Annotated in this window: 21 protein-coding genes and 1 pseudogene; 12 read left to right on the forward strand and 10 right to left on the reverse strand. The window is 64.3% G+C overall.

From position 1 onward, the window contains the following. Positions 1–55: 55 nt before the first annotated feature. Positions 56–634: a DJ-1/PfpI family protein gene (locus tag AC1DQ3_RS05900; RefSeq protein WP_477119231.1), complete on the reverse strand. Its 579-nt coding sequence runs from the start codon at positions 632–634 to the stop codon at positions 56–58. Positions 635–834: 200 nt separating this feature from the next. Between AC1DQ3_RS05900 and AC1DQ3_RS05905 the strand changes: the two genes are divergently transcribed. Further along, positions 835–1,407 (forward strand): adenine phosphoribosyltransferase, encoded by a 573-nt coding sequence (locus AC1DQ3_RS05905; RefSeq protein ID WP_477119232.1) that lies wholly within the window; start codon positions 835–837, stop codon positions 1,405–1,407. Between the two features lie 110 nt (positions 1,408–1,517). Here AC1DQ3_RS05905 and AC1DQ3_RS05910 read toward each other — a convergent pair whose 3' ends face one another. The 3 genes from AC1DQ3_RS05910 to uvrA form a co-directional block, all read right to left on the reverse strand. Further along, the gene (locus AC1DQ3_RS05910) at positions 1,518–2,003 is read right to left on the reverse strand and encodes an adenosine-specific kinase (RefSeq protein WP_477119233.1); all 486 of its coding nucleotides are present in this window, start codon (positions 2,001–2,003) and stop codon (positions 1,518–1,520) included. A gap of 108 nt (positions 2,004–2,111) precedes the next feature. Next, positions 2,112–2,468 carry a hypothetical protein gene (locus tag AC1DQ3_RS05915; protein ID WP_477119234.1) on the reverse strand — a complete coding sequence of 119 codons (357 nt, stop codon included), beginning with the start codon at positions 2,466–2,468 and terminating at the stop codon, positions 2,112–2,114. A gap of 9 nt (positions 2,469–2,477) precedes the next feature. After that, complete coding sequence (gene uvrA, locus AC1DQ3_RS05920; protein ID WP_477119235.1) at positions 2,478–5,342, reverse strand: excinuclease ABC subunit UvrA; 2,865 nt, start codon at positions 5,340–5,342, stop codon at positions 2,478–2,480. 441 nt (positions 5,343–5,783) lie between these two features. On the opposite strand from uvrA, the gene AC1DQ3_RS05925 reads away from it, so the two are divergent. Then, positions 5,784–7,040, forward strand: coding sequence for an MFS transporter (locus AC1DQ3_RS05925; protein ID WP_477119236.1), 1,257 nt, complete (start codon positions 5,784–5,786; stop codon positions 7,038–7,040). Positions 7,041–7,212: 172 nt separating this feature from the next. Further along, on the forward strand, positions 7,213–7,767 hold the full coding sequence (locus AC1DQ3_RS05930; protein ID WP_477119237.1) for a single-stranded DNA-binding protein: 555 nt from the start codon (positions 7,213–7,215) through the stop codon (positions 7,765–7,767). A gap of 124 nt (positions 7,768–7,891) precedes the next feature. Here the strand turns inward: AC1DQ3_RS05930 and AC1DQ3_RS05935 are convergent, their stop codons facing one another. The 6 genes and pseudogenes from AC1DQ3_RS05935 to AC1DQ3_RS05960 all read right to left on the reverse strand — a co-directional run bounded on the left by AC1DQ3_RS05935 (position 7,892) and on the right by AC1DQ3_RS05960 (position 13,991). Then, the gene (locus AC1DQ3_RS05935; RefSeq protein WP_477119268.1) at positions 7,892–9,928 is read right to left on the reverse strand and encodes a TonB-dependent receptor; all 2,037 of its coding nucleotides are present in this window, start codon (positions 9,926–9,928) and stop codon (positions 7,892–7,894) included. Positions 9,929–10,134: 206 nt separating this feature from the next. Continuing rightward, positions 10,135–10,596 (reverse strand): nickel-responsive transcriptional regulator NikR, encoded by a 462-nt coding sequence (nikR, locus tag AC1DQ3_RS05940; RefSeq protein WP_477119238.1) that lies wholly within the window; start codon positions 10,594–10,596, stop codon positions 10,135–10,137. 215 nt (positions 10,597–10,811) lie between these two features. Next, positions 10,812–11,064, reverse strand: a pseudogene (locus tag AC1DQ3_RS05945) (aquaporin family protein); the annotation flags it as partial. 122 nt (positions 11,065–11,186) lie between these two features. Next, entirely contained in the window at positions 11,187–12,236 is a 1,050-nt protein-coding gene (locus tag AC1DQ3_RS05950) for a LacI family DNA-binding transcriptional regulator (RefSeq protein WP_477119239.1), read from the reverse strand. A gap of 234 nt (positions 12,237–12,470) precedes the next feature. After that, positions 12,471–12,692: a hypothetical protein gene (locus AC1DQ3_RS05955; RefSeq protein WP_477119240.1), complete on the reverse strand. Its 222-nt coding sequence runs from the start codon at positions 12,690–12,692 to the stop codon at positions 12,471–12,473. Between the two features lie 36 nt (positions 12,693–12,728). Next, entirely contained in the window at positions 12,729–13,991 is a 1,263-nt protein-coding gene (locus AC1DQ3_RS05960; protein ID WP_477119241.1) for a glucarate dehydratase family protein, read from the reverse strand. A 346-nt stretch (positions 13,992–14,337) separates the two neighbouring features. On the opposite strand from AC1DQ3_RS05960, the gene AC1DQ3_RS05965 reads away from it, so the two are divergent. The 9 genes from AC1DQ3_RS05965 to AC1DQ3_RS06005 all read left to right on the forward strand — a co-directional run bounded on the left by AC1DQ3_RS05965 (position 14,338) and on the right by AC1DQ3_RS06005 (position 23,901). Next, positions 14,338–15,186, forward strand: coding sequence for an SDR family NAD(P)-dependent oxidoreductase (locus AC1DQ3_RS05965; RefSeq protein ID WP_477119242.1), 849 nt, complete (start codon positions 14,338–14,340; stop codon positions 15,184–15,186). A gap of 99 nt (positions 15,187–15,285) precedes the next feature. After that, positions 15,286–16,620: an ABC transporter substrate-binding protein gene (locus AC1DQ3_RS05970; RefSeq protein ID WP_477119243.1), complete on the forward strand. Its 1,335-nt coding sequence runs from the start codon at positions 15,286–15,288 to the stop codon at positions 16,618–16,620. 29 nt (positions 16,621–16,649) lie between these two features. Beyond that, the gene (locus tag AC1DQ3_RS05975) at positions 16,650–17,540 is read left to right on the forward strand and encodes a carbohydrate ABC transporter permease (protein ID WP_477119244.1); all 891 of its coding nucleotides are present in this window, start codon (positions 16,650–16,652) and stop codon (positions 17,538–17,540) included. After that, the gene (locus tag AC1DQ3_RS05980) at positions 17,537–18,436 is read left to right on the forward strand and encodes a carbohydrate ABC transporter permease (RefSeq protein ID WP_477119245.1); all 900 of its coding nucleotides are present in this window, start codon (positions 17,537–17,539) and stop codon (positions 18,434–18,436) included. Before AC1DQ3_RS05975 ends, AC1DQ3_RS05980 begins: the two co-directional genes overlap by 4 nt. 31 nt (positions 18,437–18,467) lie before the next feature. After that, on the forward strand, positions 18,468–19,565 hold the full coding sequence (locus AC1DQ3_RS05985; RefSeq protein ID WP_477119246.1) for an ABC transporter ATP-binding protein: 1,098 nt from the start codon (positions 18,468–18,470) through the stop codon (positions 19,563–19,565). Positions 19,566–19,653: 88 nt separating this feature from the next. Then, positions 19,654–20,892, forward strand: coding sequence for a porin (locus AC1DQ3_RS05990; RefSeq protein ID WP_477119247.1), 1,239 nt, complete (start codon positions 19,654–19,656; stop codon positions 20,890–20,892). A 92-nt stretch (positions 20,893–20,984) separates the two neighbouring features. Further along, complete coding sequence (locus tag AC1DQ3_RS05995; protein WP_477119248.1) at positions 20,985–21,830, forward strand: NAD-dependent epimerase/dehydratase family protein; 846 nt, start codon at positions 20,985–20,987, stop codon at positions 21,828–21,830. Further along, positions 21,827–22,756: an SMP-30/gluconolactonase/LRE family protein gene (locus tag AC1DQ3_RS06000; protein WP_477119249.1), complete on the forward strand. Its 930-nt coding sequence runs from the start codon at positions 21,827–21,829 to the stop codon at positions 22,754–22,756. Before AC1DQ3_RS05995 ends, AC1DQ3_RS06000 begins: the two co-directional genes overlap by 4 nt. Beyond that, complete coding sequence (locus AC1DQ3_RS06005) at positions 22,753–23,901, forward strand: alginate lyase family protein (protein WP_477119250.1); 1,149 nt, start codon at positions 22,753–22,755, stop codon at positions 23,899–23,901. The genes AC1DQ3_RS06000 and AC1DQ3_RS06005 overlap by 4 nt, the downstream gene beginning before the upstream one ends. The last annotated feature ends 146 nt before the right edge of the window (positions 23,902–24,047 follow it).

Genomic DNA, 24,047 nt, shown 5'->3' on the forward strand with positions numbered 1-24,047 from the left:
ACTCCCGTGCGTGACGGCCTGGGAAGGATTGCTCGCGGGCCGCGTTCGGAAGTCTCTAATGTACGATCCTGGTGCCCAGGACGGCAAGGAACTGTGCCAGCCAGGCGGGATGCGCAGGCCATGCCGGGGCGGTCACCAGATTGCCATCGGTATATGCCTGGTCGACCGGGATATCGGCGTACTTGCCGCCCGCCAGGCGCACTTCGGGCGCGCAGGCTGGATAGGCCGAGCAGGTCCGGCCTTCCAGTACGCCGGCAGCGGCCAGCAACTGGGCGCCGTGGCACACCGCGGCAATCGGTTTGTTGGCGCTGGCGAAGTGACGCACGATCTCCAGTACCCGTTCGTTCAGGCGCAGGTATTCGGGCGCCCGGCCGCCTGGGATCACCAGCCCGTCATAGGCCGCCGGATCGATATCGGCAAAGCTCGCGTTCAGCGCGAAGTTGTGCCCGCGCTTCTCGCTGTAGGTCTGGTCGCCCTCGAAGTCATGGATGGCGGTTGGGCAACTGGCGCCGGCCGCTTTGTCCGGACACACCGCGTGGACCGTGTGGCCCACCATCTGCAAGGCCTGGAACGGCACCATGGTTTCATAGTCTTCGGCATAGTCGCCGACCAGCATCAAGATCTTTTTAGCCATCGCGGTCTCCTGTATGGTTACGGTTGTCAGGCCGGGAGCCGCGCCGGAACGCGTGCGGCCCGCCTGAGCCTTGCACCCATTGTGTTGCCGTTTGCGGCAGCCCGGGTGGTAACCCATTACCGCATTCAGCCTGCCGTTGCCGTCGCTTTCGTCGTTTCCGTCGTTTCCGTCGCTCCGGCCGGCTTTCCGAACGAGTCCCCATGCCCAACACCACCATCCAGTCGTCTGCCCTTGGCGACGTCACCCACTACCTGCGCGAGCGCATCCGTACCGTGCCGGACTGGCCGCAGCCCGGCGTCATGTTCCGCGACATCACGCCGCTGTTGCAGGATCCCAAGTCCCTGCGCGTGCTGATCGATGTGTTCGTGCACCGCTACATGGACGCCCGGCTCGACATGGTGGCAGGCATCGACGCTCGCGGCTTTATCCTCGGTGCCATCGTGGCCTACGAACTGAACCTTGGCTTCGTGCCCATCCGCAAGAAGGGCAAGCTGCCCTTCCAGACCGTGGCCGAGGAATACGAACTCGAATACGGCAGCGCCACGGTGGAAATCCACGCCGATGCCTGCAAGCCCGGCGACCGCGTGCTGCTCGTGGATGACCTGATTGCGACCGGCGGCACCATGATGGCCGGCCGCAAGCTGCTGGAGCGTCTGGGTGCCACGGTGGTGGAGGGCGCTGCCATCGTCGACCTGCCCGAACTGGGCGGCTCGCGCCACCTGCTCAACAGCGGCCTGCCGCTGTTCACCGTTTGCCGCTTTGACGGGCATTGACGACGGGCATTAACGCCTGAGCGTGGATTTTCCGCGGTCCGCCAATCCCAGGCGGGACGCGGTGTTGCGGCCTATTCAGGCCATGCGCCCATGGCGTTGCCCGCGACGGGCTACAGCTTGTAGCCGATCTCCCGCAGCAGGTCCCGCCGCCAGGCAATGTCGATCTCGGTTTCCAGCCCGAGCGGCGAAGCACCATCGACCACGCCAAGCACCGCGCGCCCCTGCGCGGTCTGGGCCACCACCACTTCGGTCGGGTTGGCCGTGGCACAGAAGATCCTGCACACCTCCGGTACCGCGCGCACCGTGGCCAGCACATTGACGGGATAAAAGCCTTCGCCCAGGAAGAGCAGGAAGCTGTGGCCGGCGCCGATCGCCATCGCGTTCTCGCAGGCAAGGTCGATCATGGCATCGTCGGTGCCGGACCAGCGCACCAGGCGCTTGCCCGAGGCCTCGCAGAACGCCAGGCCGAAGCGGATGCCCGGCACCGCGCCGGCGAGTGCCTCGTGGATGTCGTCCACGGTCTTGATGAAATGCGATTGTCCAAAGATGAAATTGATCGCCTCGGGCTTGGTGACCGGTACTACGATGAGATCCATGGCCGTGCTCCTGCGTTGGCCTGCGTTGATCCGCGTCCGATGGGCGCCAAGGGCCTCTCGCAGTCTATGGTAGGCCGGGCGGGGTCGAATGCAAGGAGCCGCGCGGGGCTACTTGCCGGGCGATGAGCCGTCGTTGCGGCGCCTGCTCCGCATGTGCCGGAGCAGTAGCGCGATGCCCGCGAGCAGGAGCGCACCGGCTGTCGTCAGGATCGCGGTGCCAGGAACCCCGCTGCCGGTCTTGCCTGCCGCCTGTGCCGCGCTGGCAGGCTCCGCCGGCCGGGCGGCTTGCGCGGGTGGGGCGGATGCCGCCGGCGCTGCCGGTTCGTCCAGCGCGCGCGCCTGCGGTGCGGCCAGGTCGATCGGGGTGACGGTCGCCTGCGCCGCGGCCGGGCTGGCGGCAGCGGCGCCGCCAAGCAGCGCCGCGCATTGCCAGGCGCAAAGGATCAGGCGGGCACCCGGGCGCATGGCGCGCACTCAGCGGCGCTCGAGCAGCGGCGCAAGGTACTTGCCGGTGAAGCTGGCCTTGCTCCTTGCTACGGCTTCCGGCGTGCCCTTGGCGATGACCTGGCCGCCACCCGCACCACCTTCCGGGCCCATGTCTAGCAGCCAGTCGGCGGTCTTGATCACGTCCAGGTTGTGCTCGATGATGACCACCGTATTGCCCTGGTCGCGCAGCTTGTGGATGACCTTGAGCAGCAGCTCGATATCGTGGAAGTGCAGGCCCGTGGTGGGCTCGTCCAGGATGTAGAGCGTGCGGCCGGTGTCGCGCTTGGATAGTTCCAGCGACAGCTTCACGCGCTGCGCCTCGCCGCCGGACAGCGTGGTGGCGGACTGGCCCAGGCGGATGTAGCCCAGGCCGACATCGAGCAGCGTCTTCAGCTTGCGCCTGACCACCGGCACCGCCAGGAAGAATTCATGCGCCTGCTCCACCGTCATGTCGAGCACTTCGTGGATGTTCTTGCCCTTGTAGAGCACCTCCAGCGTTTCGCGGTTGTAGCGCTTGCCGTGGCAGACGTCGCAGGGCACGTACACATCCGGCAGGAAGTGCATCTCGACCTTGATCACGCCATCGCCCTGGCAGGCCTCGCAGCGCCCGCCCTTGACGTTGAACGAGAAGCGGCCCGGATCGTAGCCGCGCTCCTTGGCCGACGGCACGCCAGCGAACAGCTCGCGGATCGGCGTGAACAGGCCGGTGTACGTGGCGGGGTTGGAGCGCGGGGTCCGGCCGATCGGGCTCTGGTCGACGTTGATGACCTTGTCGAAATGCTCCAGTCCGTCGATGCGGTCGTGCGCCGCGGGCTCAGCGGTGGAGCCGTACAGGTGGCGCGCCACCGCGTGGTAGAGCGTGTCGTTGATCAGCGTCGACTTGCCCGAGCCGGACACGCCGGTCACGCAGGTGAGCAGGCCCACCGGGATCTCGGCGCTGACGTTGCGCAGGTTGTTGCCGGTGGCATTGATGATGCGCAGCAGCTTTTCCTCGTCGGGCGCGGCGCGCTCCCTGGGCACCTCGATGCGGCGCGCGCCGGACATGTACTGGCCGGTGAGCGAGTTGGCCGACTGCTCGATCTGCTGCGGCGTGCCCTCGGCCACGATCATGCCGCCGTGTACGCCGGCTCCCGGGCCGATGTCGACCACGTAGTCGCAGGCGCGGATCATGTCCTCGTCGTGCTCCACCACCAGCACGGAGTTGCCGATATCGCGCAGGTGCTTGAGGGTGCCGATCAGGCGGTCGTTGTCGCGCTGATGCAGGCCGATCGACGGTTCGTCCAGCACATACATCACGCCGGTCAGGCCCGAGCCGATCTGCGACGCCAGCCGGATGCGCTGCGCCTCGCCGCCCGACAGGGTGTCGGCACTGCGCTCCAGCGACAGGTAATCCAGCCCCACGTTGTTGAGGAAGTTCAGGCGCGCGCTGATTTCCTTGACGATCTTGTCGGCAATCTCGCGCTTGGCGCCGTGCATGTCCAGCGTGAGGAAATACGTCAGCGCGTCGCGCAGCGGCCAGCCGTTGATCTCGTAGATGGCGCGCGCCTGCTCGTTCTCGCCCAGCTTGACGTGGCGCGCCTCGGTGCGCAGGCGGGTGCCGTGGCAGGCGGGGCAGGGCTGGTTGTTCTGGTACTTTGCCAGTTCCTCGCGCACGGCGATCGAATCGGTCTCGCGATAGCGCCGCTCCAGGTTGGGGATGATGCCCTCGAAGGCATGCTCGCGCACCGTGGTGCGGCCGCGCTCGTTCATATAGGTGAACGGGATCTCCACCTCGCCGGAGCCGTGCAGCACGACTTCCTGCACCTCGGCCGGCAGGTCCTCGAAAGCCGTATCGAGCTCGAAGTCGTAGTAGGCCGCCAGGCTCTGCAGCATCTGGAAGTAGAACTGGTTGCGGCGGTCCCAGCCCTTGATGGCGCCCGAGGCCAGCGACAGGTTGGGGAAGGCTACCACCCGCTTGGGATCGAAGAAGGTGATCTGGCCCAGGCCGTCGCAGGTCGGGCAGGCGCCCATCGGGTTGTTGAACGAGAACAGGCGCGGCTCGAGTTCCTGCAGCGAGTACGAGCAGATCGGGCAGGCGAACTTGGAGCTGAAACCATGCTCCTGGTTGGTGTCCAGCTCCAGCGCGATGGCGCGGCCGTCGGCCAGGCGCAGCGCGGTCTCGAACGATTCCGCCAGCCGCTGCTTGATATCGGGGCGCACCTTGACGCGATCCACCACCACCTCGATGGAGTGTTTCTCGGTCTTTTTCAGCTTGGGCAGCGCCTCCACCTCGTAGACTACCGCCGGCGCCTCATGTGCGGTGCCGCCCCCCGAACGCACGCGAAAACGCACGAAGCCCTGCGCCTGCATGGTGTCGAACAGGTCGGAATGCTCGCCCTTGCGGTTGGCCACCACCGGCGCCAGGATCATCAGCTTGGTGTCTTCCGGCAGCGCCAGCGCGGCGTCGACCATCTGCGAGACGCTTTGCGCCTGCAAGGGCAGGTTGTGGTCGGGGCAGTAAGGCGTGCCGGCGCGGGCGTACAGTAGGCGCAGGTAGTCGTGGATCTCGGTGACCGTGCCCACGGTCGAACGCGGGTTGTGGCTGGTTGCCTTCTGTTCGATGGCGATCGCCGGCGAAAGCCCCTCGATCAGGTCGACGTCGGGCTTTTCCATCAGTTGCAGGAACTGGCGCGCATAGGCCGACAGCGACTCCACGTAGCGGCGCTGGCCCTCCGCGTACAGGGTGTCAAAGGCAAGGGAGGACTTGCCCGATCCGGACAGCCCGGTAATCACGATCAGCTTGTTGCGCGGCAGATCGAGATTGATGTTTTTCAGGTTGTGGGTACGGGCACCACGGATTCTAATTTCTTCCATATACCGATTGTCTACGCCAGGCGGGGCCGCCGGTCAGGTCGACAGGCCGGGTCTCACGGAACTTCAAGAAAAAAGCATGCCAGCTTGGCTGCAGCCGGCTTCTGGCCTGGCTGTGCCGGTCTGCGCCGGGGCTTGCGGCGTCCGCTCCGGACCCTAAAGCGCAGCGGAGCAAACCTGTTAATATACCGAACTTCGGTTTCCGGGGGTTGCATGGGCCATCAGATGGCACCCAGCGATGCCCAGATCCGGCATGCTGCTCAAGGTTGTCTGGCAAGGATGCTTCCGTCTTGGCTGGCGCCCGGCGCAACGGTGGCAGAAGGGGCCGCAACTTCCGCTCCGGCCATGGATCGAAGTTGTCGCCGCCCCGTCAGCACTGGGGTGATGCGGTACGTGCGCGGTGCACGAGCCGGCAATCCGTCAGAGAAACTCCCCACGATCGCAATGTCGTCGATCCATAGCTCCTCCCAAGATGCGGCCAAGGCCGACGATTCCAAGGTGCAGCCCGCTGCCGGGCGCGACCGCATGACCCGCATGGAATTGCGGGCCAGTATCTCGCTGGCCAGCATCTTTGCACTGCGCATGCTGGGCCTGTTCCTGATCCTGCCAATCTTCGCGGAGTACGCGCGAACCCTTCCGGACGGCCACGACGGGCTCCGGGTTGGCATTGGCATGGGTATATACGGGCTAATGCAGGCCTTTCTCCATATTCCGCTTGGCTGGCTGTCCGACCGGGTGGGCCGTAAGCCGGTGATGGTAGGCGGCCTGTTGATGTTTGCTGTCGGCGCTCTGGTGGCTGCCTTTTCCGACACCCTGACAGGCATCATCATTGGCCGTTCGCTGCAGGGGATGGGGGCCATCTCCGCGGCTATCACTGCGTGCATTGCGGATCTCACCCGCGAGCAGCATCGCACCAAGGCCATGGCCATGGTAGGCGGCAGCATCGGGTTGACGTTTGCGTTGTCGCTGGTGATCGCCTCGCCGCTGCTGCATATCATTGGCATGCCCGGCATATTTGCAATGATGTCCGTGTTTGGATTGTTAGCAATCTTCGTCACGTTGTTCGTGGTCCCGGCGCCTCCGCCGCCGCATCCGGTGCGGCTGCCATTTCGCGCTGTGCTGATGAATCCCGACCTGGTTCGCCTTAATGTCGGTGTCCTGGCGCTTCATGTCTCCCAGGTCGCCATGTTTATGGTGGTGCCGGCCATGCTGACGGACGCGGGTATGCCACTTGACCAGCATTGGAAGGTTTATCTTCCGGTAGTGCTGGTGTCATTTGTCCTGATGCTGGCGCCGATGATGGCCGCGGAGCGATACGGAAAGATACGTCCTGTGCTGCTCGGTTCGGTGGCGCTGATGACTGCTGTACAGTTGCTGTTCGCAACGGTCCATGGCTTGTGGGCCATCGCCGGCGTATTGTTGCTGTTCTTTGTTGCCTTTAATTTATTGGAGGCCATGCAGCCATCACTGGTATCTCGCTACGCTGCCGCCTCTCGTGGTGCGGCGCTGGGCGTCTACAACACTACGCAGGCGCTGGGCATGGCATTGGGTGGGCCCGCAGGCGGTTGGCTGCTCCAGCATGAGGGACGAAGCGCTGTATTTGTAGGCTGCGCGGTGTTGTTGATGCTCTGGCTTATAATTGCCTGGAGTATGAAGCCACCTCCGGCCCGGGTAAGTACCGGCCGGACTGCTGCGGCGTGAGGTCGGTCCTGAATTGCGTCTGCATCACTTTGTAAAGCTTTTTGCCCCAAACAGGCACTAGCATGACCGCGCGCCCGACTTCTTGGCCGGGGGCGCGTTATTCGTTTACGCATCAGTCAAGGCATCGCCACGCCGCTTGCAGCAGAGGGCGTGGCCCTGGGAGAACATTCACATGGCATCGATCAACAAAGTCATTCTCGTCGGCAACCTGGGCGCGGACCCGGAAACCCGCTACCTGCCCAGCGGCGACGCCGTGAGCAACATCCGCCTGGCGACCACCGATCGCTACAAGGACAAGACCAGCGGCGAGATGAAGGAAGCCACCGAGTGGCACCGCATCGCCTTCTTCGGCAAGCTGGCCGAGATCGCCGGCCAATATCTGCGCAAGGGCTCGCAGGTCTATATCGAAGGCCGCATCCGCACCCGCAAGTGGACCGACCAGTCGGGCGCGGAAAAGTACAGCACCGAGATCGTCGCCGAGCAGATGCAGATGCTGGGCTCGCGCCAGGGCATGGGCGGCGCTGATCGTGGCGGTGACGACATGGGCGGTGGTGGCGCCGGTTACGGCGGTGGCCGTGAAGCGTCGGGCGGTGGTGGCTACGGCGGCGGTGCCCGCAGCGGTGGCGGCCAGGCGGCGGCCGGTGGCCAGCAGGGCGGCGGCGCGCGCCGTCAGCAGCAGGCGCCGTCGAACGGGTTTGAGGACATGGACGACGATATTCCGTTCTAGACTTACACCTGAGAGTAAGTTGTAAAGTATCGCCCTGAGACCCCCGCCCTGCGGGGGTTTCTGCTTTCTTGTTGCTGTCAACATCCTGGCTCAGTCGGCGCGGACAGACGGAACAGGCCTGAGGCTAGAAATTCCAAAGGACACCCACCCGGAAAGTTCTCGGTTCGGCCGGATGGATATGGTGATCGTTGATCCCGGTCGGGTTGCCATCAGCATTCACCGGAGATGTCTCGCCTTTCAGGAGCGACGCATAGTAGTAATCGATGTCGTTCACCTGCTTGCCGAGCACATTCAAAACCTCCGCAAAGACTCGGACATCCTTCAGCACGCGGTAGCCCACCTTCAGGTTGACCAGGAACGAGGATGCTGAACGCACGCTGTTGTCTTCAATGAGCGGGCGCGGACCGAAATACCGCGCCCGCGCGCCGACGGACCATCGTCCCGTGTTGTACGAAACGGCCATCGAGGCTGTGGTCTGAATGGACTCCGGGATGTAGTCGCCAACGTCCTCATGATCGCGAAAGCGAGCACGTGAGAATGCCGCATCGGCGTCCAGGATCAACCCAGCGAGCGGGCCATCGGGCGGTGCGTAGTATCCGGCCAGCTCGATCCCTCTGCGGCGACTGGGGCGGCTTGGCACCGTGGTGCCGCTGTCGCCAGAGAAAACCAGCTCGGAGCCGATATCGAGTTGCCAGAGCGAGGCAGACAGCTGGAGGCCTGGCGCAAGGCGTCTCGTGCGGACCCCGATCTCATAGCCGGTTGCAGGTACCAGTACACTGACCTTTTGCGTCCGCTCGCCGGTGGTCGGATCTATCGTGGTCGTTGCACCGCGTACATCGTTGCTGTGATAGCCGCGCCCCCAGTTCAGAAAGACTTCCGTCTGGTCGGCTGGCGACATCACAATGCTGAACTTGGGACTCACGATGTGGTCGGTGCCGTTTCCGGAATTGGCGGGGTTGTCGCTCGACACGCCATACCAGAACTGATCCGCGCGCAGCCCAGCGATGGTGCGCAGCCAAGGCAGCCACTCGGTCGTATTGCGGACGTACAGCGCGGCGCTGGTCTCGTTGACCGTGTCGGTCCGTACCGTTTCGTAGATCTGCCGCGCTTCCGAATTGGCCAGCGTGATGGGATCCAGACGGTCAAACCGAAGTTGCGCGCCGACCTCGGTCTCCGAGTCGTGCTGTCCGAGCTTGCCGAACCAGAGCCGTGATGCATTGACGCCTGCCGTGACGCGATTCTCGAACTGCTGGAACTGGTCGCCACGCTCTGGGTTGTTCAGCGCATAGGTGAAGTTCGAAAACAGTTGGAGCCGGCTCTTGATGACATACCCGTTCACCGTGAACAGGCCGGACTGCAGCGGCCGCAGCCAGTCAGCGCTGAGGCTGTAGCGGGAAGCGTAGCCACCATCCGTGGGATCGATATACCCGAAGCGCGAGATCAGGCCTTCGTTGATCGCACGCTGCGGCACCTGGTCCGTTGCGTCCCAGCTATTGCGGTATCCCATTGTGGTAACGCTCACGCGCTCACCGCCACCAAGTGGCAGCGTATACCGGAACACCCCGTTGAGCTTGCGAACCCCCTCGGGCATCACCCAGGGACCGTTCTCCTGCAGCCATTCCAGGCCGAAGAGCGCAGTGCCAGGGCCTACCTGATGCGAATTGGCCAGTAGCGCGCGACGATAGTCGTGCTGACCAAACTCGATCTGTGCAATACCGGCAGGCAGTCGTGACACATAGTTCATGTTGACCGCACCCGCCGCCGAGAAGTCTCCATCTTCGGCAAAGTACGTGCCTTTCTTGTAGGCAATGCCGCTGACCAGTTCGGGAATCACGAAATTGAGGTCGGTATAGCCCTGTCCATGCGCATGCGTTCGCATGTTGACGGGCATCCCGGCAACGGTCGTGGCCAGGTCGGTGCCGTGATCGAGGTTGAACCCGCGCAGGAAATACTGGTTAGCCTTACCGTCGCCACTGTGCTGCGTGACGATCAGTCCCGGGACCGTCTCCAGGAGTTCGCCCGGACGCAGCAAGGGCCGGTTTGCGAGCTGCTCCTGGCTGACGAAGCCCTGGCTTGCAGAGACGGCGGTATCGGCCGTCGAGGCGTCGGAACGCGTCGCCTGAACCGTTACGGCAGGGAGTTCCTGTGGGGGCTGCTGCATGCCACCGGCCAGGCTGGTGGCAGGTGCAGCGGCAAGCGCTGCCGCGAGAAGGCCAAGTCCAGGACCGCCTGAGCGCGTCTCGGGCGCGCAGCGGGAAGGAGAAAACTGGCTCATTTTTACTTTATAGGATGGTATGAAGAATCTCGCAAACTTCATACCATCCTGTACGCACCTTCATGGTGCGGAGCCAGACCCCTTCGAATCGGTCAGTTGTGGTGGTTGTGTCCCGCGTGGCTATGCGCAAGCGAGTCCAGGCGCGTGGGATCGCCGTCGGTCATGACCATGTTCAGTTGCCCCTGATGCACACCGCGCTCACTGCTAATGGCATCGGCGAGCCTACGGACGGCACTGGCCGGCCCCTTCAGGATAACGGTCTCGATGCAATGCTCGTGATCAAGATGGGCATGCATGGTCGAGACGGTGAGGTCGTGGTGATCATGCTGGATGCGGGTCAGCCGCTCCGCCAGCTCACGCTCATGATGGTTGTAGACATAGGACAGGTTGGCGACACAGGGGCCGTCGGCATCAATCGACTCGCGCCAGTGATCCAGATGGCGTCGCAGGATGTCGCGCACTGCTTCGGACCGATTGCCATACCCGCGCTCCGATATCAGGTGGTCAAACTCGGTGGCAAGGGCGTCGTCTAGCGAAATGGTGAACCGTTCCATGGATCTGGCGCGAAATTGATTGGTGGAGAGAGAAACGTTACCACGAGGTCCAGGTGTGTTGACCGACATGGCCCAACTGGCCGATTCGAACATGTGACACGGAAAAGTCGAAAACGATCGCGACTCGGAGCGTAACGAAGCCAGCCGCTGGCGTCGGAAGAAGGCACGCGTCCAAAAAAAAAACGGCTCAACTCCACGTAGCCGGGACGCTGGCCTTAGCAAATCTCCTCGTGCTCTCCGGAGGACTCGATGACGCTGGGGTGGCCGATACGTTGTCTGCCCGGTTCAAAGACGGAGTGGAGGGCCAAACCGATCGCCGCGCCTGCCAATTCTGCAATCATGAAGCCCGGCGCACTGACCGGTGCGATGCCGGCAAAGCTGTTGCTGAACATGCGGCTTAGCACCGCGCGGGTTGGCGAACGACGTCGAAGCCGTGAACCAGTAGGCCGCGCCGATGTAGCTTGCCACGCTCGGAAACCTGCGAACGCGGCGACGAGGCCACTGACGAGCCAACAGATTAGGGCGGTAGTGCTTTGTAGCCCGCGCGCCCGGCCACGACACGGCTGGACCAGACCGGCGGGCCGTGTGTGCTATTCCTTGGTCCGCTTGCGCGCTGGCGCTGCGCCGGGCGTGCCGGGCGCGACCGCATCGGCGCGGCGCTGGGTCGACTCGCGAACAATCAGGCGGGGCTCGAGCAGCGAATACTCGCGGTCCTCCTTGCCGTCCAGTGCGTCCAGCAGCTTCAGCATGGCCAGCTCACCCATCCGCTCGCTCTGGAGATCCATGGTGGTAAGTGCCGGCGAGGCATATTCGCCGTAGGGCACGTTGTCGAAGCCGGCGATCGACACATCCTGGGGCAGCTTGAATCCGAGCGTGCGTGCCTCCTTCATGAAGCCGAGCGCGATGAGATCGTTGTAGCAAATCACGGCTTGCGGACGCTTCGGGCCTAGCATGATGGCCGAGCAAGTACGCTCGCCGGCCTGGGCCGATGGCGCAAGCGCATCGTAGATGTCGAGCTCCAGGCCTTCTTCCCTGAGGCAGTCGGCGACACCGCGAATCCGCTCGGCGTTCCAGCGCGACTGGCCAAAGCCGAGGTATGCCACGTGCCGATGCCCTTCGTTGAGCAGATGACGGGCGAGCATGTATGCCGCGAGGTAGCTGTCCGTGCCGACGCTCGGGATCGGGAGATGCTGGTGACGTCCAAACAGCACGACCGGCTTGTTGAGTTCCAGCATCCATTGCACGGAGTCCTCCGGCATGCGGGAGCTGACGATCATCCCATCGACGCGCTGCGCAAGGGCTTCGAGCAGTTGCCGCTCGCGTTCCTGGCTCTCTTCGGTGTCGACCAGCAGCAGCGTGTAGTCGTTCTGCAGGGCGATCCGGTTCGCGCCTTTGACGATGTTCGTGAAATGCGGATTGCGGATGTCGAGGATGGCAAGGCCGATGGTGCGCGTCTTGCCCGTGATCATGGAGCGCGCCAGCGGATTGGAGCGATAGCCGAGCGCCTCGATGGCGGCCTTCAGCTTGGCTTCCACCGGCGCGGAAAAGCGCTGCGTCTCGTTCATGAACTTCGAGACGGTGCCAACCGAGACTCCGGCTGCCGCGGCTACGTCACGAATCGTCGGAGAATTCTTTTTCATCGGTGAGGCATTTGCCTTTTACCATGTGTGAGCCTGCTCCGGCCGAGGTGCAACGCTCTCACGGGCTGCGCCTCGGCGGATCCCTGTGCCCCGGCCGCGCATGGGCTGGATGCAGTCGGGGCCGGGTGCGGAATTATATGTCGAAAACGTCTCCGGCCGGATCCGGCCCATGGGCGAGACGCTCTGCGGACGGGCCCCTGGCGGCATTGCATTACCCGAGGTCGAGCCGCATGGTTAGCGCGACCGGCTCGCCAGGGCGAGCCGCGTTTGCTGCCGGGTCCAGGCTGCCCGCCTGATGCGTGCATGGCTCGATGCAGAGGAACCCTTCGCCGGCCCGGTGATGGACCACCGTGTATCCCGCTTCAGGGCACGATAGCGCAAGGTGCCGGCCGGTGCCGGATGCAACTCGGCCTCGATGCCGCCAGCCCGCAGCGTGATCGCCGTCGAAGTGCTCATGGCAGGCGAGGTGTCACGTGCATGCGAAGGCACGCATCAGAAGCGAGGCTTCTTGCGCGTCCAGTCGGGCCGGAACTTGCGCATTTGCGACACGTCGTCGCGATTCGTGATGCCGCAGCGCAGGTACTGCTCGTGAAGCGCGCCCAGCGCGTCGTGGTCGAGTTCGACGCCGAGCCCCGGCGCGTCGGTGACCGTGACGCAGCCGTTCCGGATCGGGATCTTGCCGCCTTTCAGCACTTCATCGTCCTGCCACGGGTAATGCGTATCGCAGGCGTAGGTGAGGTTGGGCACGGCGGCCGCGAGATGCGACATCGCCATCAGGCTGATGCCCAGGTGGGAATTCGAATGCATCGACAGGCCAAGCCCAAACGTGTCGCACATCGTTGCCAGGACCTGCGTCGCGCGCAAGCCGCCCCAGTAGTGATGGTCGGACAGCACGATCTGCGCGCCGTTCAGCGTCGCGTTGCGGCGGAACTCCTCCATGTCGGTGACCACCATGTTGGTCGCCAGCGGCAGGCCGGTAGCCCGATGCAGGGCGGACATGCCCTCCAGCCCCGGCGTCGGGTCCTCATAGTATTCCAGGTCGCCTTGCAGCCGCTCGGCCATGCGGATCGCGGTGTCGAGCGACCAGTTCGCATTCGGGTCGATGCGCAGCGGGTGGTTGGGGAAAGCCCGCTTCAGCGCCTTCAGGCATTCGACTTCATGGTCCGGCTCCAGTGCGCCCGCCTTCAGCTTGATGCTGCCGAAGCCATAGCGGTCGATCATGGCGCGCGCCTGCGCGACAAGCTGCGTGGCATCCAGGGCGGGTCCCCAGGAGTCTGCCTTATAGGCCGGATCGATGTCGCTGGCGAACTTGAAGAACAGGTAGGCGGAGAACGGGACCTGCCGCCGCAATGCGCCTCCCAGAAGCGCGTGCACCGGGAGCCCGAGCGCGCGTCCCTGGAGATCCAGCAGCGCGACTTCGAACGCGCCAAACACCTTGCGATCCGCCTTGCTCGCCTGCGAGCCCGGCGCAACGTCGAGCTCGATGCCTGCCGAGGTGGGCGCTGCGGCGGAAAGGACGCGCTGCCAAAGGCCGTTCAGGTCAAACGGGCCTAACCCGATGAGCAGGTCCTTCACGCGCAGCAGTCCATCGAGCACAGGTTTGTCCCCGTATGTCTCCCCCAGCCCGACCAGTCCGTTGTCCGTTTCCACCTCGATGATGGCGCGCAGGGCGTACGGCTCATGAACCCCGCTTGCATTGAGCAGGGGGGGATCGCTGATGGCGATGGGCGTGACGCGGACGGTGGCGATTTTCATCTACGAATTCCTGTTGTCTTGCAAGGGCGGCATTGGGCGGATCTCTCTGCCGGGTGGGTTGCGTCTGTGACGCGAGGCCTCTGCGCTTTCCTCGTTAAGAATAACGTTTTCCAATGCTATCCAAAAAAATCGAGGCCGTAAACCCGGGCAGGGGCCCGGATCGTGAACGTGTTTCCGATTCCTTCAGCAAGTTAGCTAAAAGCCACGGCAATCCGATTGGCTCGATAATTTATGCCTTTAACTCGATTTTTCGCGCGAATTAGCAGCGGAACACAGCGTAGACATTCCGGGGGTAAGGCTCATGCGTCGTGAAAGGCGCTCGTGTTGCGGATTGGTGTTTCCCCGGGTGCGTCAGATCAGGAAAACGATTGACTTGCCTGTTCTTCGTGAATATATTCGGGAAAACGTTTTTCTTTGGAAGCCTGATCGCTTTTTCAATATGCAGACCCAGTTCGATTTCCACGGCAAGTTGGCAGTAGTGACAGGCGCAAGCGGCGCGATTGGTTCCGCGATCGCGAAGCAATTCCATCGAGCGGGCGCATATGTGGTTGCCACCGGCCGCAACCGCGATGCGCTCCTCTCGCTGAGCGAAGCCTTGGGCGAGYGCTGCGACATCGTTGTCGGCGACATGATGGATGGGGCGCATCGACGCGAGATCGTCGAGCGCGCGGCGCGGCAAGGCGGCATCGATGTGCTCGTCAACAACGCCGGCATGACCCAGACCAGGAAGCCCACGGGGGAAACCACCCTCGAGGATTTCGATGAGATCGTCGCGGTGAACCTGCGGTCGATGTATGCCCTCAGCCTGGACGTGATCCGGTCATGGGTGGCCCGCGGGCACGAGGGCGTGGTGGTCAATGTTTCGTCGCCGGGCGCCCAGCGCGCGCATCGAAACAACGCCCTCTACGACGTCAGCAAGGGCGGTGTCGACGCGTTGACGCGCTGCCTGGCGGTCGACTTCGGTCGCCACGGCATCCGGGTCAATGCCATTGCCCCTGCGCAGATTCCGCATTCGCATACGCCGGACGTGGACCCGGAAGCCGCACGCGGCTTGCCGCTGCCGCGTCACGGATTGACCGAGGAGGCGGCGCTGCCGGTGCTGTTCCTGGCCTCCGACGCGGCGTCGTTCATCACAGGCCACGTGTTGCCTGTCGATGGTGGCTTGCTGGCCCAGTTGCGGATGCCGGCGAAATGAGTACATCGCGGGGCCCGCGCGCCTCGCGGTGACGACCAGGAAGCGATTACGGCGCCGGACGCATCGGACGCCGTGACGACGACAAGATCAGGAGACAATATGAACGGCAGCAACAACAACATTAACAACAAAGCGCGGCACTCGCCTCTCGCGCGACCGGCGCTGGCCGGGGCGCTGTGCATCGCACTGTCCGGCTTCGCGGCGTCGGCGCACGCGGACACGACCCTGCGCATCTGGACCCGTTCGAACCCGGACGCCCGCGCGACCTACGACAGCATTGCCGCCGCGTTCACGAAGAAGACCGGCATCAAGGTCGAATACTTCAACGCGATGACCGACTACGAGCAGCGTCTGTCGCGCGCGATCGCGGGCAACGACTTGCCCGACGTCATCATCAACGATAGTTCGTCGCTGGGCCTGATGATGAAGACCGGCGTCGCGACCGAGATCGACCGGGGCAGCCTGGCAGGCGCGGCCGATATCCAGGAGCGTGCGTGGCAAGGCGCACAAGGCTACAACGGGAAGTACTACGCGGTACCCGTCTCGGTCCAGTCGTTCGTATTCTTCATCCGCAAGGACTGGCGGGAAAAGCTCGGATTGCCCGTGCCGAAATCCTGGGACGACATCGCCGCGCTTGCGAAGGCCTTCACCACGCGGCAGCCGGCCGGTCCGGGCAAGCAGGTCTACGGCTTTGCATTCCCCGCGTCGGCAACGCGCGGCTATACCACCTGGTTTATCAGCAGCTTCCTGTGGCAGGCAGGCGGCGACTTCATTCGACCCGAGGGAAACGGGAAATTCCGAGGGGCCCTGGACGAGCCCGCCGCCGCGAAGACCGTCGGCTTTTTCCGCCAGATGATGTGCACGGACAAGGTGACGCAGCCGGGCGCGATCAACGCCAGCACGGCCGACGCCATCGCGAGTTTCCGCTCCGGGCAGACCGGCATCTTCTTCAGCGGGCCTTACCACATTGCCGTGGTCGACCAGGAACCTGGCCGCGGCAAGGTCGAGGTCATCGCGCCCCCGCCTGGCCCGGCCGGCAAGGCTGACAGCCTGGGCGAAGGCGAGCTGGCCTATGTCACGCGCACCGCCAACAAGGCGGCGGCGCTGTCCTTCATCACCTTCCTGACATCGCCGGACGGGCAACGGCTGGGCATGCATCCGGGCGGTTTTCCGGTGGTGCGCCTGCCGGTGAACAAGAACGTCGACCCCGGCAAGGTCTATAACGACCCGCGCTGGCAGACGGTCGAAAGCGTCTACGAGAAGAACGCGCACTACGCGCCCGCCATTCCGGATTGGATGAGCTTGCGCCAGGTGACCGCGGACGGCCTCAACCGCATCCTCGCCAACTGCGGCAGCGATATCGACGTGGGCCTCAAGGACCTGAACAGGAAGGTCAATCAGGAACTGGCGCGCCAACGCGTTGCCGCCAACTGAGCGCGTTTCATCCACCCGGAGATCACATCATGAAACGCAACGCTCGCGGCCTGGCGACGTCCAACGCTATCGCGCCATGGCTCTTTCTGTTGCCGGCGCTCGCACTCTTTGTCACGTTCAAGTTCGTGCCGATGCTGCGCGGGCTCGAAATGAGCTTCTACCAGGTTCAGTTCGGTTCGGAATGGGAATGGGTGGGGCTCGACAATTTCCGCCGCGCCTTCGCCGATAGCGACCTGCACGCGGCAGTGATACAGACCGCCGTGTATGTCTCGGTCTCGGTCATCGTGTCGGCGATCGTCGCCTTCGGTCTTGCGCTGGCGCTCGAAGGCCCGGCACGGCATCTGCGCATCATCCGCACGGCCATGTTCCTGCCTGCGGTGACCAGCGCCGCGGTGGTCGCGCAGATCTGGCAGATCATGCTGGCGCCGACGCCGCAGGGCATCGGCAACATCGTGCTTGGCTGGCTTGGCGCCGCGCCGGCCGGCTTCTTCTCCGATCCCGACCAGGCGTTGGGTTCGCTGATCGCCATGCAGATCTGGAAGACGGTGCCCTACGACATGATGATCTTCATAGCCGGGCTCACCGGGGTCAACCGGGAGCTGTGCGACGCCGCGGCGGTGGACGGCGCACGCTGGCACCAGCGCCTCTGGTACGTGACGCTTCCGGCAATGCGCCACACCCTGGTGATCGTGGGCGTGCTCGGCTTTATCCGCGGCGTGCGCGTGTTCACCGAGGTGTACTCGAGCACGGGGGGCGGGCCGGGCGGTGCGACCGAGGTCGTGATGACCTACGTCTACAAGGCAGGCTTCGTGCAGTTCGACTACGGCTATGCATCGGCGGTGTCGTGCCTGCTGTTCCTGTTCACCGCGGTCACGACCGTCACCTATCTGGTATTGCGGCAACGGAGCAAAGCGCAATGAACACCAAACAGACGCTATCGGGGCATGCCCCCGCCATGGATGTCGCGACTCCGCGCTACGGCTTTGCCGCCATTGCGGCGACTGCGGGCCGATGGCTCCTCTATGCGGCGGTCATCGCCGTGTTCGCCGGCCCGTACTGGGCGATGGTGGCGACGGCGTTCAGCGCGCAGACGGTCCAGCCCGGGCAGATGCAGTTCTGGCCGTCGCATCCGTCGCTCAAGCATCTTGTCTACGCATGGAGCGATGTCGGCACCTGGCGCTACCTGCTGAATTCCTGCGTGGTGGTGGTTGCCGCCCTGGCACTGCAGATCTCGGTCAGCGCGCTGGCGGCCTACGCGCTGGCGCGCAAGAAGTTCGCCGGGGCCGGCATGGTCAGCCTGCTCTTCCTTTCGACCATGATGCTGCCCGAAGAGGTGATCGCGATTCCGCTCTACCTGGTGCTTGGCAAGCTGCCGGTGGTGCATGTCAGCCTGCTCAACTCGTATCTCGGCATGATCCTGCCCGTTGCCGGGTGGGCGTTTTCGATCTTCGTGCTGACCGAGTTCATGAAGGCCGTGCCGCTGGAGCTGGAAGAGGCGGCGCGCATCGACGGCGCCAGCGAGTGGCAGATCTTCTTCAGGGTGGTCTTGCCGCTGGTCAAGCCAGCGCTGGGTGTCACCGCGATCTTCGGCTTCCTGATGATCTGGGACCAGTACCTCTTGCCGCTCATCGTGGTGAACCGCGAGACCCTCTACACGCTCCCGGTGATTCTCGCCTCGCTGCGCACCGACGAACACATCTCGCCGAACGTCTTCATTGCCGTCACGCTGCTGGCAATGATTCCGAGCATCCTGCTCTACCTCGGCCTTCAGAAGCACTTCCAGCGCGGCCTGACGGCCGGCGCGCTGAAGGGCTGAACTTGCGTACCCGACACCAGGAGTGAAGCGCATGGCTTCCGTGACATTGAATGCGATCGACAAGCGTTTTGGCGATCTGCACATTATCAAGAACGTCTCCGTGGAGATTCGCGACGGCGAGTTCTGCGTACTGGTCGGCCCGAGCGGGTCCGGCAAATCGACACTGCTTCGCATCATTGCCGGTCTCGAAGAGGTCACCGGCGGCGCCGTCAGGATCGGCGCGCACGACGTCACGCAGCTGCACCCGAAGGACCGCGATATCGCGATGGTGTTCCAGAGCTACGCGCTCTATCCCCAGCTGACCGTGCGGGAGAACATGGGTTTCAGTCTCAAGCTCGCCAAGCGGCCGAAGGCGGAGATCGATCGCGTGGTGAACGAGATTGCGTCTTCGCTTGCGCTCGACAAGCTGCTCGACCGGTATCCGCGTCAGCTTTCCGGCGGCCAGCGGCAGCGTGTGGCCATGGGTCGCGCGATCGTGCGCAAGCCCTCGGTGTTCCTGTTCGACGAACCCCTGTCCAACCTCGATGCCGCGTTGAGACATCGCGTGCGCGGCGAGATCCGCGAGATGTACGAGCGGATGCGCACGACGTGTGTCTACGTCACGCACGACCAGGTCGAGGCCATGACGCTGGCGGACCGCATCGTGGTGCTGCGGGACGGAAGCGTCGAACAGGTCGGTACGCCGGCCGAGCTCTACGACCGGCCGGCGAACCGCTTCGTCGCCCAGTTCATCGGTTCGCCGGCGATCAACTTTTTCGAAGGCGTGGCGCAGGTGCGCGGCGAGCGCACGACGATCCGCTGCGCGGACGGTTACGAGGTCCCGCTGGCGAGCCGTCCGCCGGTCAAGGACGGGCAGGAGGTTGTCTGTGGCGTGCGCCCCGAGCATATCCGGGTGGGCGCTGCGCAGGACCAGGCGCAGGCCGAGTTGTGCTTGCCCGGGCACGTGAAGAGCGGCGAGTTCTACGGGGCGGAAACCTTGCTGGTTTGCGATACCCCTGTCGGGACGCTGGCGGCGACGGGGCGGGACCGGGATGCATATGGCTTGAAGAAAGGCGCGCGGATCCGCTTGCAGATTCCTTCCGCGAGCCTGCATTTGTTTGACCGCCATTCCGAGCTGCGTCTCGGTTAATGCCCGGCTTCCCAAGGTCGCACGGGAAGGCGCCCGCGCGGCCGAAAAAATCAAAACGAGAAAAGAAGGTTAAGAGGAGGAAAATGAAATGAGCACGAAGTTGAAATTTGCCTGCATCGCCGCGATGGCGTGCGCATCCGTTCACGCGCACGCCCAGGGTTCGGTAACGCTGTATGGCGTCATCGACGCGACGGTGGAAGCGGTACGGACCACCAGCTCCAACAAGGCGGGGGCCAATGTGCCAACGACAGGCCGCGAGAACAGCAACAGTTCGCTATGGGGCATGCGGGGCAAGGAAGACCTGGGGAACGGCCTGGCCGCCATTTTCCAGATCGAGTATGGGTTCAACGTCGATACCGGTTCGGGCCCGAGTGGCCGCGACCAGTACGTCGGGCTGTCGAGCAACAATCTCGGCTTGCTGCAACTTGGCTTGTTGACCTCGCCCATGCGCGCCTTGGGCGGAAAGCTCAACTTCATCCCCGGCAGCACGTCGATAGCCAACAATATCGGTGTGATGACGACACTGAACGGCACGCAGACCAATCTGAACGCGCGCCTGGCGAACTCCATCCAGTACAGCACGCCCGATTTCGGGGGGCTCACCGCACAAATGGTGTACTCGCCAGGCGAGGGCAGCACGCCGCCCTCCAACAGCAGCGTTTCAGGATCGGGCGGTGCCCCGCTGAACGGCATGTACGCATACGGATTCGGTACGCAATATGCGGGAGGCCAGATCTATGCCGCGTATGCCTACGAGTCGCGCCGCGGGCAGGCTTTGCTCGGCGCTGGCGCAGGCTTGTCCGGAGCCGCCAGCGCAGGCCTTGGTGTCGCCGCGGCCGGCTATTCGAACGACTATGAGCATCGCCTGGCGCTGCGCTACGAAACGCGTCCGTTTTCGTTTGGCGCGACGAGCTTCTCCGTGGGCTGGGACCGCCTGGGCTCGAAGGGCGTCTTCGGCGCGGGCAGTGCGGCCGGTGGCGGCGAGACCTATCGCGATGCCTTCAGCATTGCCATCATGCAGAAGATCGGTCCGCAGGATTTTATCTTCAGCTACTCCGCGGCTCGTCCGCTAAGCTGTTCGGGCGCCGCGCTGTCCGGGCAGTGCTCCGCCGCCCAGAAGCCGCATACGGGGGCACAGCAAATGGTATTTGCCTACCACTACTGGCTGTCGGCGCGGACCATGTTGCAAGCCTACGTCAGCCGGATCCGCAACAGCTCGTTCGGTACCTATGACTACGACACCGGTCCGGTGGTCACCTCTGTCGGGAGCCGGGCGCCGGGCGGCTCGCCGCTTGGCGCGGGCATTGGCATCCGCCATTCGTTCTAGTTTTTAAAGTACGGTTGCCGGCCCGCCGCGCGGCGGAACCGCTGCAGGGTTGAAGCGGGCCGGCACCCATCAACATCAAGGAGCCAGGGAGCATGGGCGAAGATAGCATCAAGGACCGCACGGCGGTGCAGCACAAGCCGTTCCGGCGGCTACTGCTGACCGGGGCGGCTGGCAATCTCGGAAAGCAGCTGCGGGGAGCGCTTGCGGGGTGGGCCGATATCGTCCGGGTGAGCGATATTGCGCCGCTGGGCGGCATGGCCCCGCATGAAGAGGGCGCGGTCGTGGATCTGTCGGACCGCGACGCGGTGCACAGGCTGCTGGAAGGGGTGGACGCGGTGGTGCACCTCGGCGGCATTTCCGTCGAGGCGCCATTCGACGATTTGCTCGAAAGCAATATCCGCGGTCTCTACAACCTGTATTCGGCTGCACAAAAGCACGGCGTCAAGCGCGTCGTGTATGCCAGCTCGAACCATGCGGTCGGCTTTCAGCCGGTGACGTCCGTGCTCGATACCGACGCGCCGCTGCGGCCCGATTGCCTGTACGGGGTGACCAAGTGCTTTGGCGAAGCCTTGTCGCGCTACTATTTCGATCGCTTCGGGCTCGAGACGGTGTGCCTGCGTATCGGCTCGTCATTTGAAGCGCCGAAGAACCCGCGCATGCTCGTTACCTACCTGAGCTATCGGGATTTCATCGAACTCGTGCGTTGTTCGCTGTTCACCAATCGGGTGGGTCACGCCATTGTCTATGGCGTGTCGGACAACCGCGTCAAATGGGCGGACAATACCAAGGCCGGATTTCTCGGCTTTCGTCCGCAGGACAGCTCGGTACAATTCGAGCATTTGTTTCCGGCCAGCGCGCCGACGGCTGATCGCGACGATCCGACCCAGGCGTTCCAGGGGGGGCCATTCGTCCTCGCCGGTCCGATGGAGCCGAAATGACGTATCCGGCTTCGAGCTTGCGCGCCGAGCGCGTGGACGTTGGGCAGGCACCCGCATCGGTCGGGGAAAGCCCGGTCTGGCGTGGCGCGGAAGGCGCGCTCTACTGGGTCGACATCCCAGCGCAAAGGATCGTTCGCCAGCACCTCGAGAGCGGTGCGCGGGCGGAATGGCTGCTGCCGGAGAAGGTGGCCTGCATCGCCTTCGGCCGCCATGGCGGCGTACTGGCCGGTTTGGAGACCGGGCTGTTTTCCGTGGCACTGCCGCAGCCCGCATCGCCTGGCGAGGCGGTTCCCGCTTCCGTGCGCAAACTCGCCGCGCCCGTGTTCCCCACGCAAAACATGCGGTTCAACGACGGACGGTGCGACCGGCAGGGCCGGTTCTGGTCGGGAACCATGATGATGGACATGGGGGCGGCCAGTCCCGTGGGCACGCTGTTCCGCTTCGACGCGCAGCGCGGCTTGTCGGGACCCGTGGTCGGCGAGCTGATTGTGCAGAACGGACTGGCATGGTCGCCGGATGGCAGGACCATGTACCTGTCCGACTCGCACCCTTCAAGGCGCCTGATCTGGGCCTTCGACTACGACATCGAGACAGGCGAGCCAAGCCGCCGCCGTCTTTTCGCCGATTTGTATTATTACGTCGGGCGGCCGGACGGCGCGGCTGTCGACGCGGACGGTTGCTACTGGACTTGCGCCAACGATGGAAGTGCCTTGTTGCGTTTCACGCCGCAAGGAAAGCTCGATCGGATGATTCCCCTACCGGCGGCGAAGCCGTCGATGTGTGCCTTCGGGGATCGCGATCTCGGTACTTTGTTCGTGACCTCGATTCGTCCTCCCACTGGCGCCAATGACAACGACGGCCATGTCTTCGCCGTTCGTCCGGGCGTGCAGGGGCTCCCTGAGCCGGAATACGCGGGGGCGCTGTGAGTCGCCACGATGCGCTGTGCCTGGAGCGCCGCCGCCGATTGTTGCGCGGCGCGGTCGCCGCGCCGTTGGCGTTGATCGGCGGTGCGTTCGGTGAGACCTGGGCGGCCGGCATGGCAATGGGCCAGCCGGGCCAGCCGGGCAATACGGCTCGCGGCTATGCACTGATCGCGCCGCCGCGAGCGCTGGAACTGGCGGCATTGGTCCCTTCCGGCGTGGCCTCGCAACTGATCGCCGAGGCCGACGCGGGACTCGCGCGCGGCATGCATGCGCGGCCTGTCGTTCATACGCAGGGCTTGCTGCCCCACGAGGGGGAGCGCGACGCCAGCGTACAGGCCCAGGAGGACTGGCGGCAGACGCTGAAGCAGGCGCTGGCCTTCCGGATCTCCGGCCACGCAGCGTATGCGGAGAAGGCCTGCGCCTATGTCGGCGCCTGGTTGCCCGCTTATCGGTCATCGGCCAACCCGGTCGACGAGGCCGATCTCGCGCAGTTACTGATTGCGCTGGATTTGCTGGAAGACCGCCTGGCGCCGGCAATCGCCGATCGCATCTCCGGCTTTGGCGGCCAAGTGGCGCAGGCGTATCTGGGGGCCGCGCGGCGCGTGGGCGACGACAGCACGCTGCTGAACAACTGGCAAAGCCATCGGGTGAAGCTTGCGACTGCCGGCGCCTACCTGAGCGCCGATGCCAGGTGGGTGGATGCCGCGCGCGCGGCCTTCGTCGCCCATGTGCAGCGCAATGTGCGGGACGACGGCAGCACTTACGATTTCACGCAGCGCGACGCCATGCACTACGTTGTGTACGACCTGGAGCCACTCCTGATGGCGGCTTCGATGGCCGCCGCGCACGGCGACGACTGGTATGGCGCGCCCGAGATTCGCGGCAGGCTGCCGCTTGCGTTGCAGTGGCTCGCGCCTTACGCGCGGGGCGCACGGCAGCATGAGGAATTCGTGCATAGCACCGTCAAGTTCGATGCCAGGCGTGCCGCCGCGCAGGTGAAAGGGTATTCGGGTCTCTGGCAGCGGAACGAGGCCGCCGACCTGTATTGGATTGCCTCGCGCCTGGATGGGCAATTTGCCGCCGTGTCGGCCATGCTCGACGCCAGGCCAGTGACGCGGGCGTTGTTCCCCGCCTTGTTCCCCGGATAGTACTACTGTGTTAACAACTACTCGGTTTTCCGACCGCAGCACGGGCACCGTTCAAGGCGGGCAAGCAGTGCGGCAGCGAGCTCCAATCGCAGCGTGGCGATAGAATCTGCCACATGACGCTGCTTACGCAGGGGTGCCCCGGGGCC

The organism is Cupriavidus sp. 01T418 (genome assembly GCF_056398885.1).

What these genes read in the sequence shown, in the direction of transcription:
- uvrA (WP_477119235.1), bottom strand. Translation starts at nt 5,342, where the DNA reads ATGGAAGAAATTAGAATCCGTGGTGCCCGTACCCACAACCTGAAAAAC.
- AC1DQ3_RS05985 (WP_477119246.1), top strand. Translation starts at nt 18,468, where the DNA reads ATGGCTTCCGTGACATTGAATGCGATCGACAAGCGTTTTGGCGATCTG.
- nikR (WP_477119238.1), bottom strand. Translation starts at nt 10,596, where the DNA reads ATGGAACGGTTCACCATTTCGCTAGACGACGCCCTTGCCACCGAGTTT.
- AC1DQ3_RS05970 (WP_477119243.1), top strand. Translation starts at nt 15,286, where the DNA reads ATGAACGGCAGCAACAACAACATTAACAACAAAGCGCGGCACTCGCCT.
- AC1DQ3_RS05930 (WP_477119237.1), top strand. Translation starts at nt 7,213, where the DNA reads ATGGCATCGATCAACAAAGTCATTCTCGTCGGCAACCTGGGCGCGGAC.
- AC1DQ3_RS05975 (WP_477119244.1), top strand. Translation starts at nt 16,650, where the DNA reads ATGAAACGCAACGCTCGCGGCCTGGCGACGTCCAACGCTATCGCGCCA.
- AC1DQ3_RS05955 (WP_477119240.1), bottom strand. Translation starts at nt 12,692, where the DNA reads ATGAGCACTTCGACGGCGATCACGCTGCGGGCTGGCGGCATCGAGGCC.
- AC1DQ3_RS05950 (WP_477119239.1), bottom strand. Translation starts at nt 12,236, where the DNA reads ATGAAAAAGAATTCTCCGACGATTCGTGACGTAGCCGCGGCAGCCGGA.
- AC1DQ3_RS05900 (WP_477119231.1), bottom strand. Translation starts at nt 634, where the DNA reads ATGGCTAAAAAGATCTTGATGCTGGTCGGCGACTATGCCGAAGACTAT.
- AC1DQ3_RS05910 (WP_477119233.1), bottom strand. Translation starts at nt 2,003, where the DNA reads ATGGATCTCATCGTAGTACCGGTCACCAAGCCCGAGGCGATCAATTTC.
- AC1DQ3_RS06000 (WP_477119249.1), top strand. Translation starts at nt 21,827, where the DNA reads ATGACGTATCCGGCTTCGAGCTTGCGCGCCGAGCGCGTGGACGTTGGG.
- AC1DQ3_RS05915 (WP_477119234.1), bottom strand. Translation starts at nt 2,468, where the DNA reads ATGCGCCCGGGTGCCCGCCTGATCCTTTGCGCCTGGCAATGCGCGGCG.
- AC1DQ3_RS05980 (WP_477119245.1), top strand. Translation starts at nt 17,537, where the DNA reads ATGAACACCAAACAGACGCTATCGGGGCATGCCCCCGCCATGGATGTC.
- AC1DQ3_RS05995 (WP_477119248.1), top strand. Translation starts at nt 20,985, where the DNA reads ATGGGCGAAGATAGCATCAAGGACCGCACGGCGGTGCAGCACAAGCCG.
- AC1DQ3_RS05935 (WP_477119268.1), bottom strand. Translation starts at nt 9,928, where the DNA reads ATGCAGCAGCCCCCACAGGAACTCCCTGCCGTAACGGTTCAGGCGACG.
- AC1DQ3_RS05905 (WP_477119232.1), top strand. Translation starts at nt 835, where the DNA reads ATGCCCAACACCACCATCCAGTCGTCTGCCCTTGGCGACGTCACCCAC.
- AC1DQ3_RS05990 (WP_477119247.1), top strand. Translation starts at nt 19,654, where the DNA reads ATGAGCACGAAGTTGAAATTTGCCTGCATCGCCGCGATGGCGTGCGCA.
- AC1DQ3_RS05960 (WP_477119241.1), bottom strand. Translation starts at nt 13,991, where the DNA reads ATGAAAATCGCCACCGTCCGCGTCACGCCCATCGCCATCAGCGATCCC.
- AC1DQ3_RS05925 (WP_477119236.1), top strand. Translation starts at nt 5,784, where the DNA reads ATGTCGTCGATCCATAGCTCCTCCCAAGATGCGGCCAAGGCCGACGAT.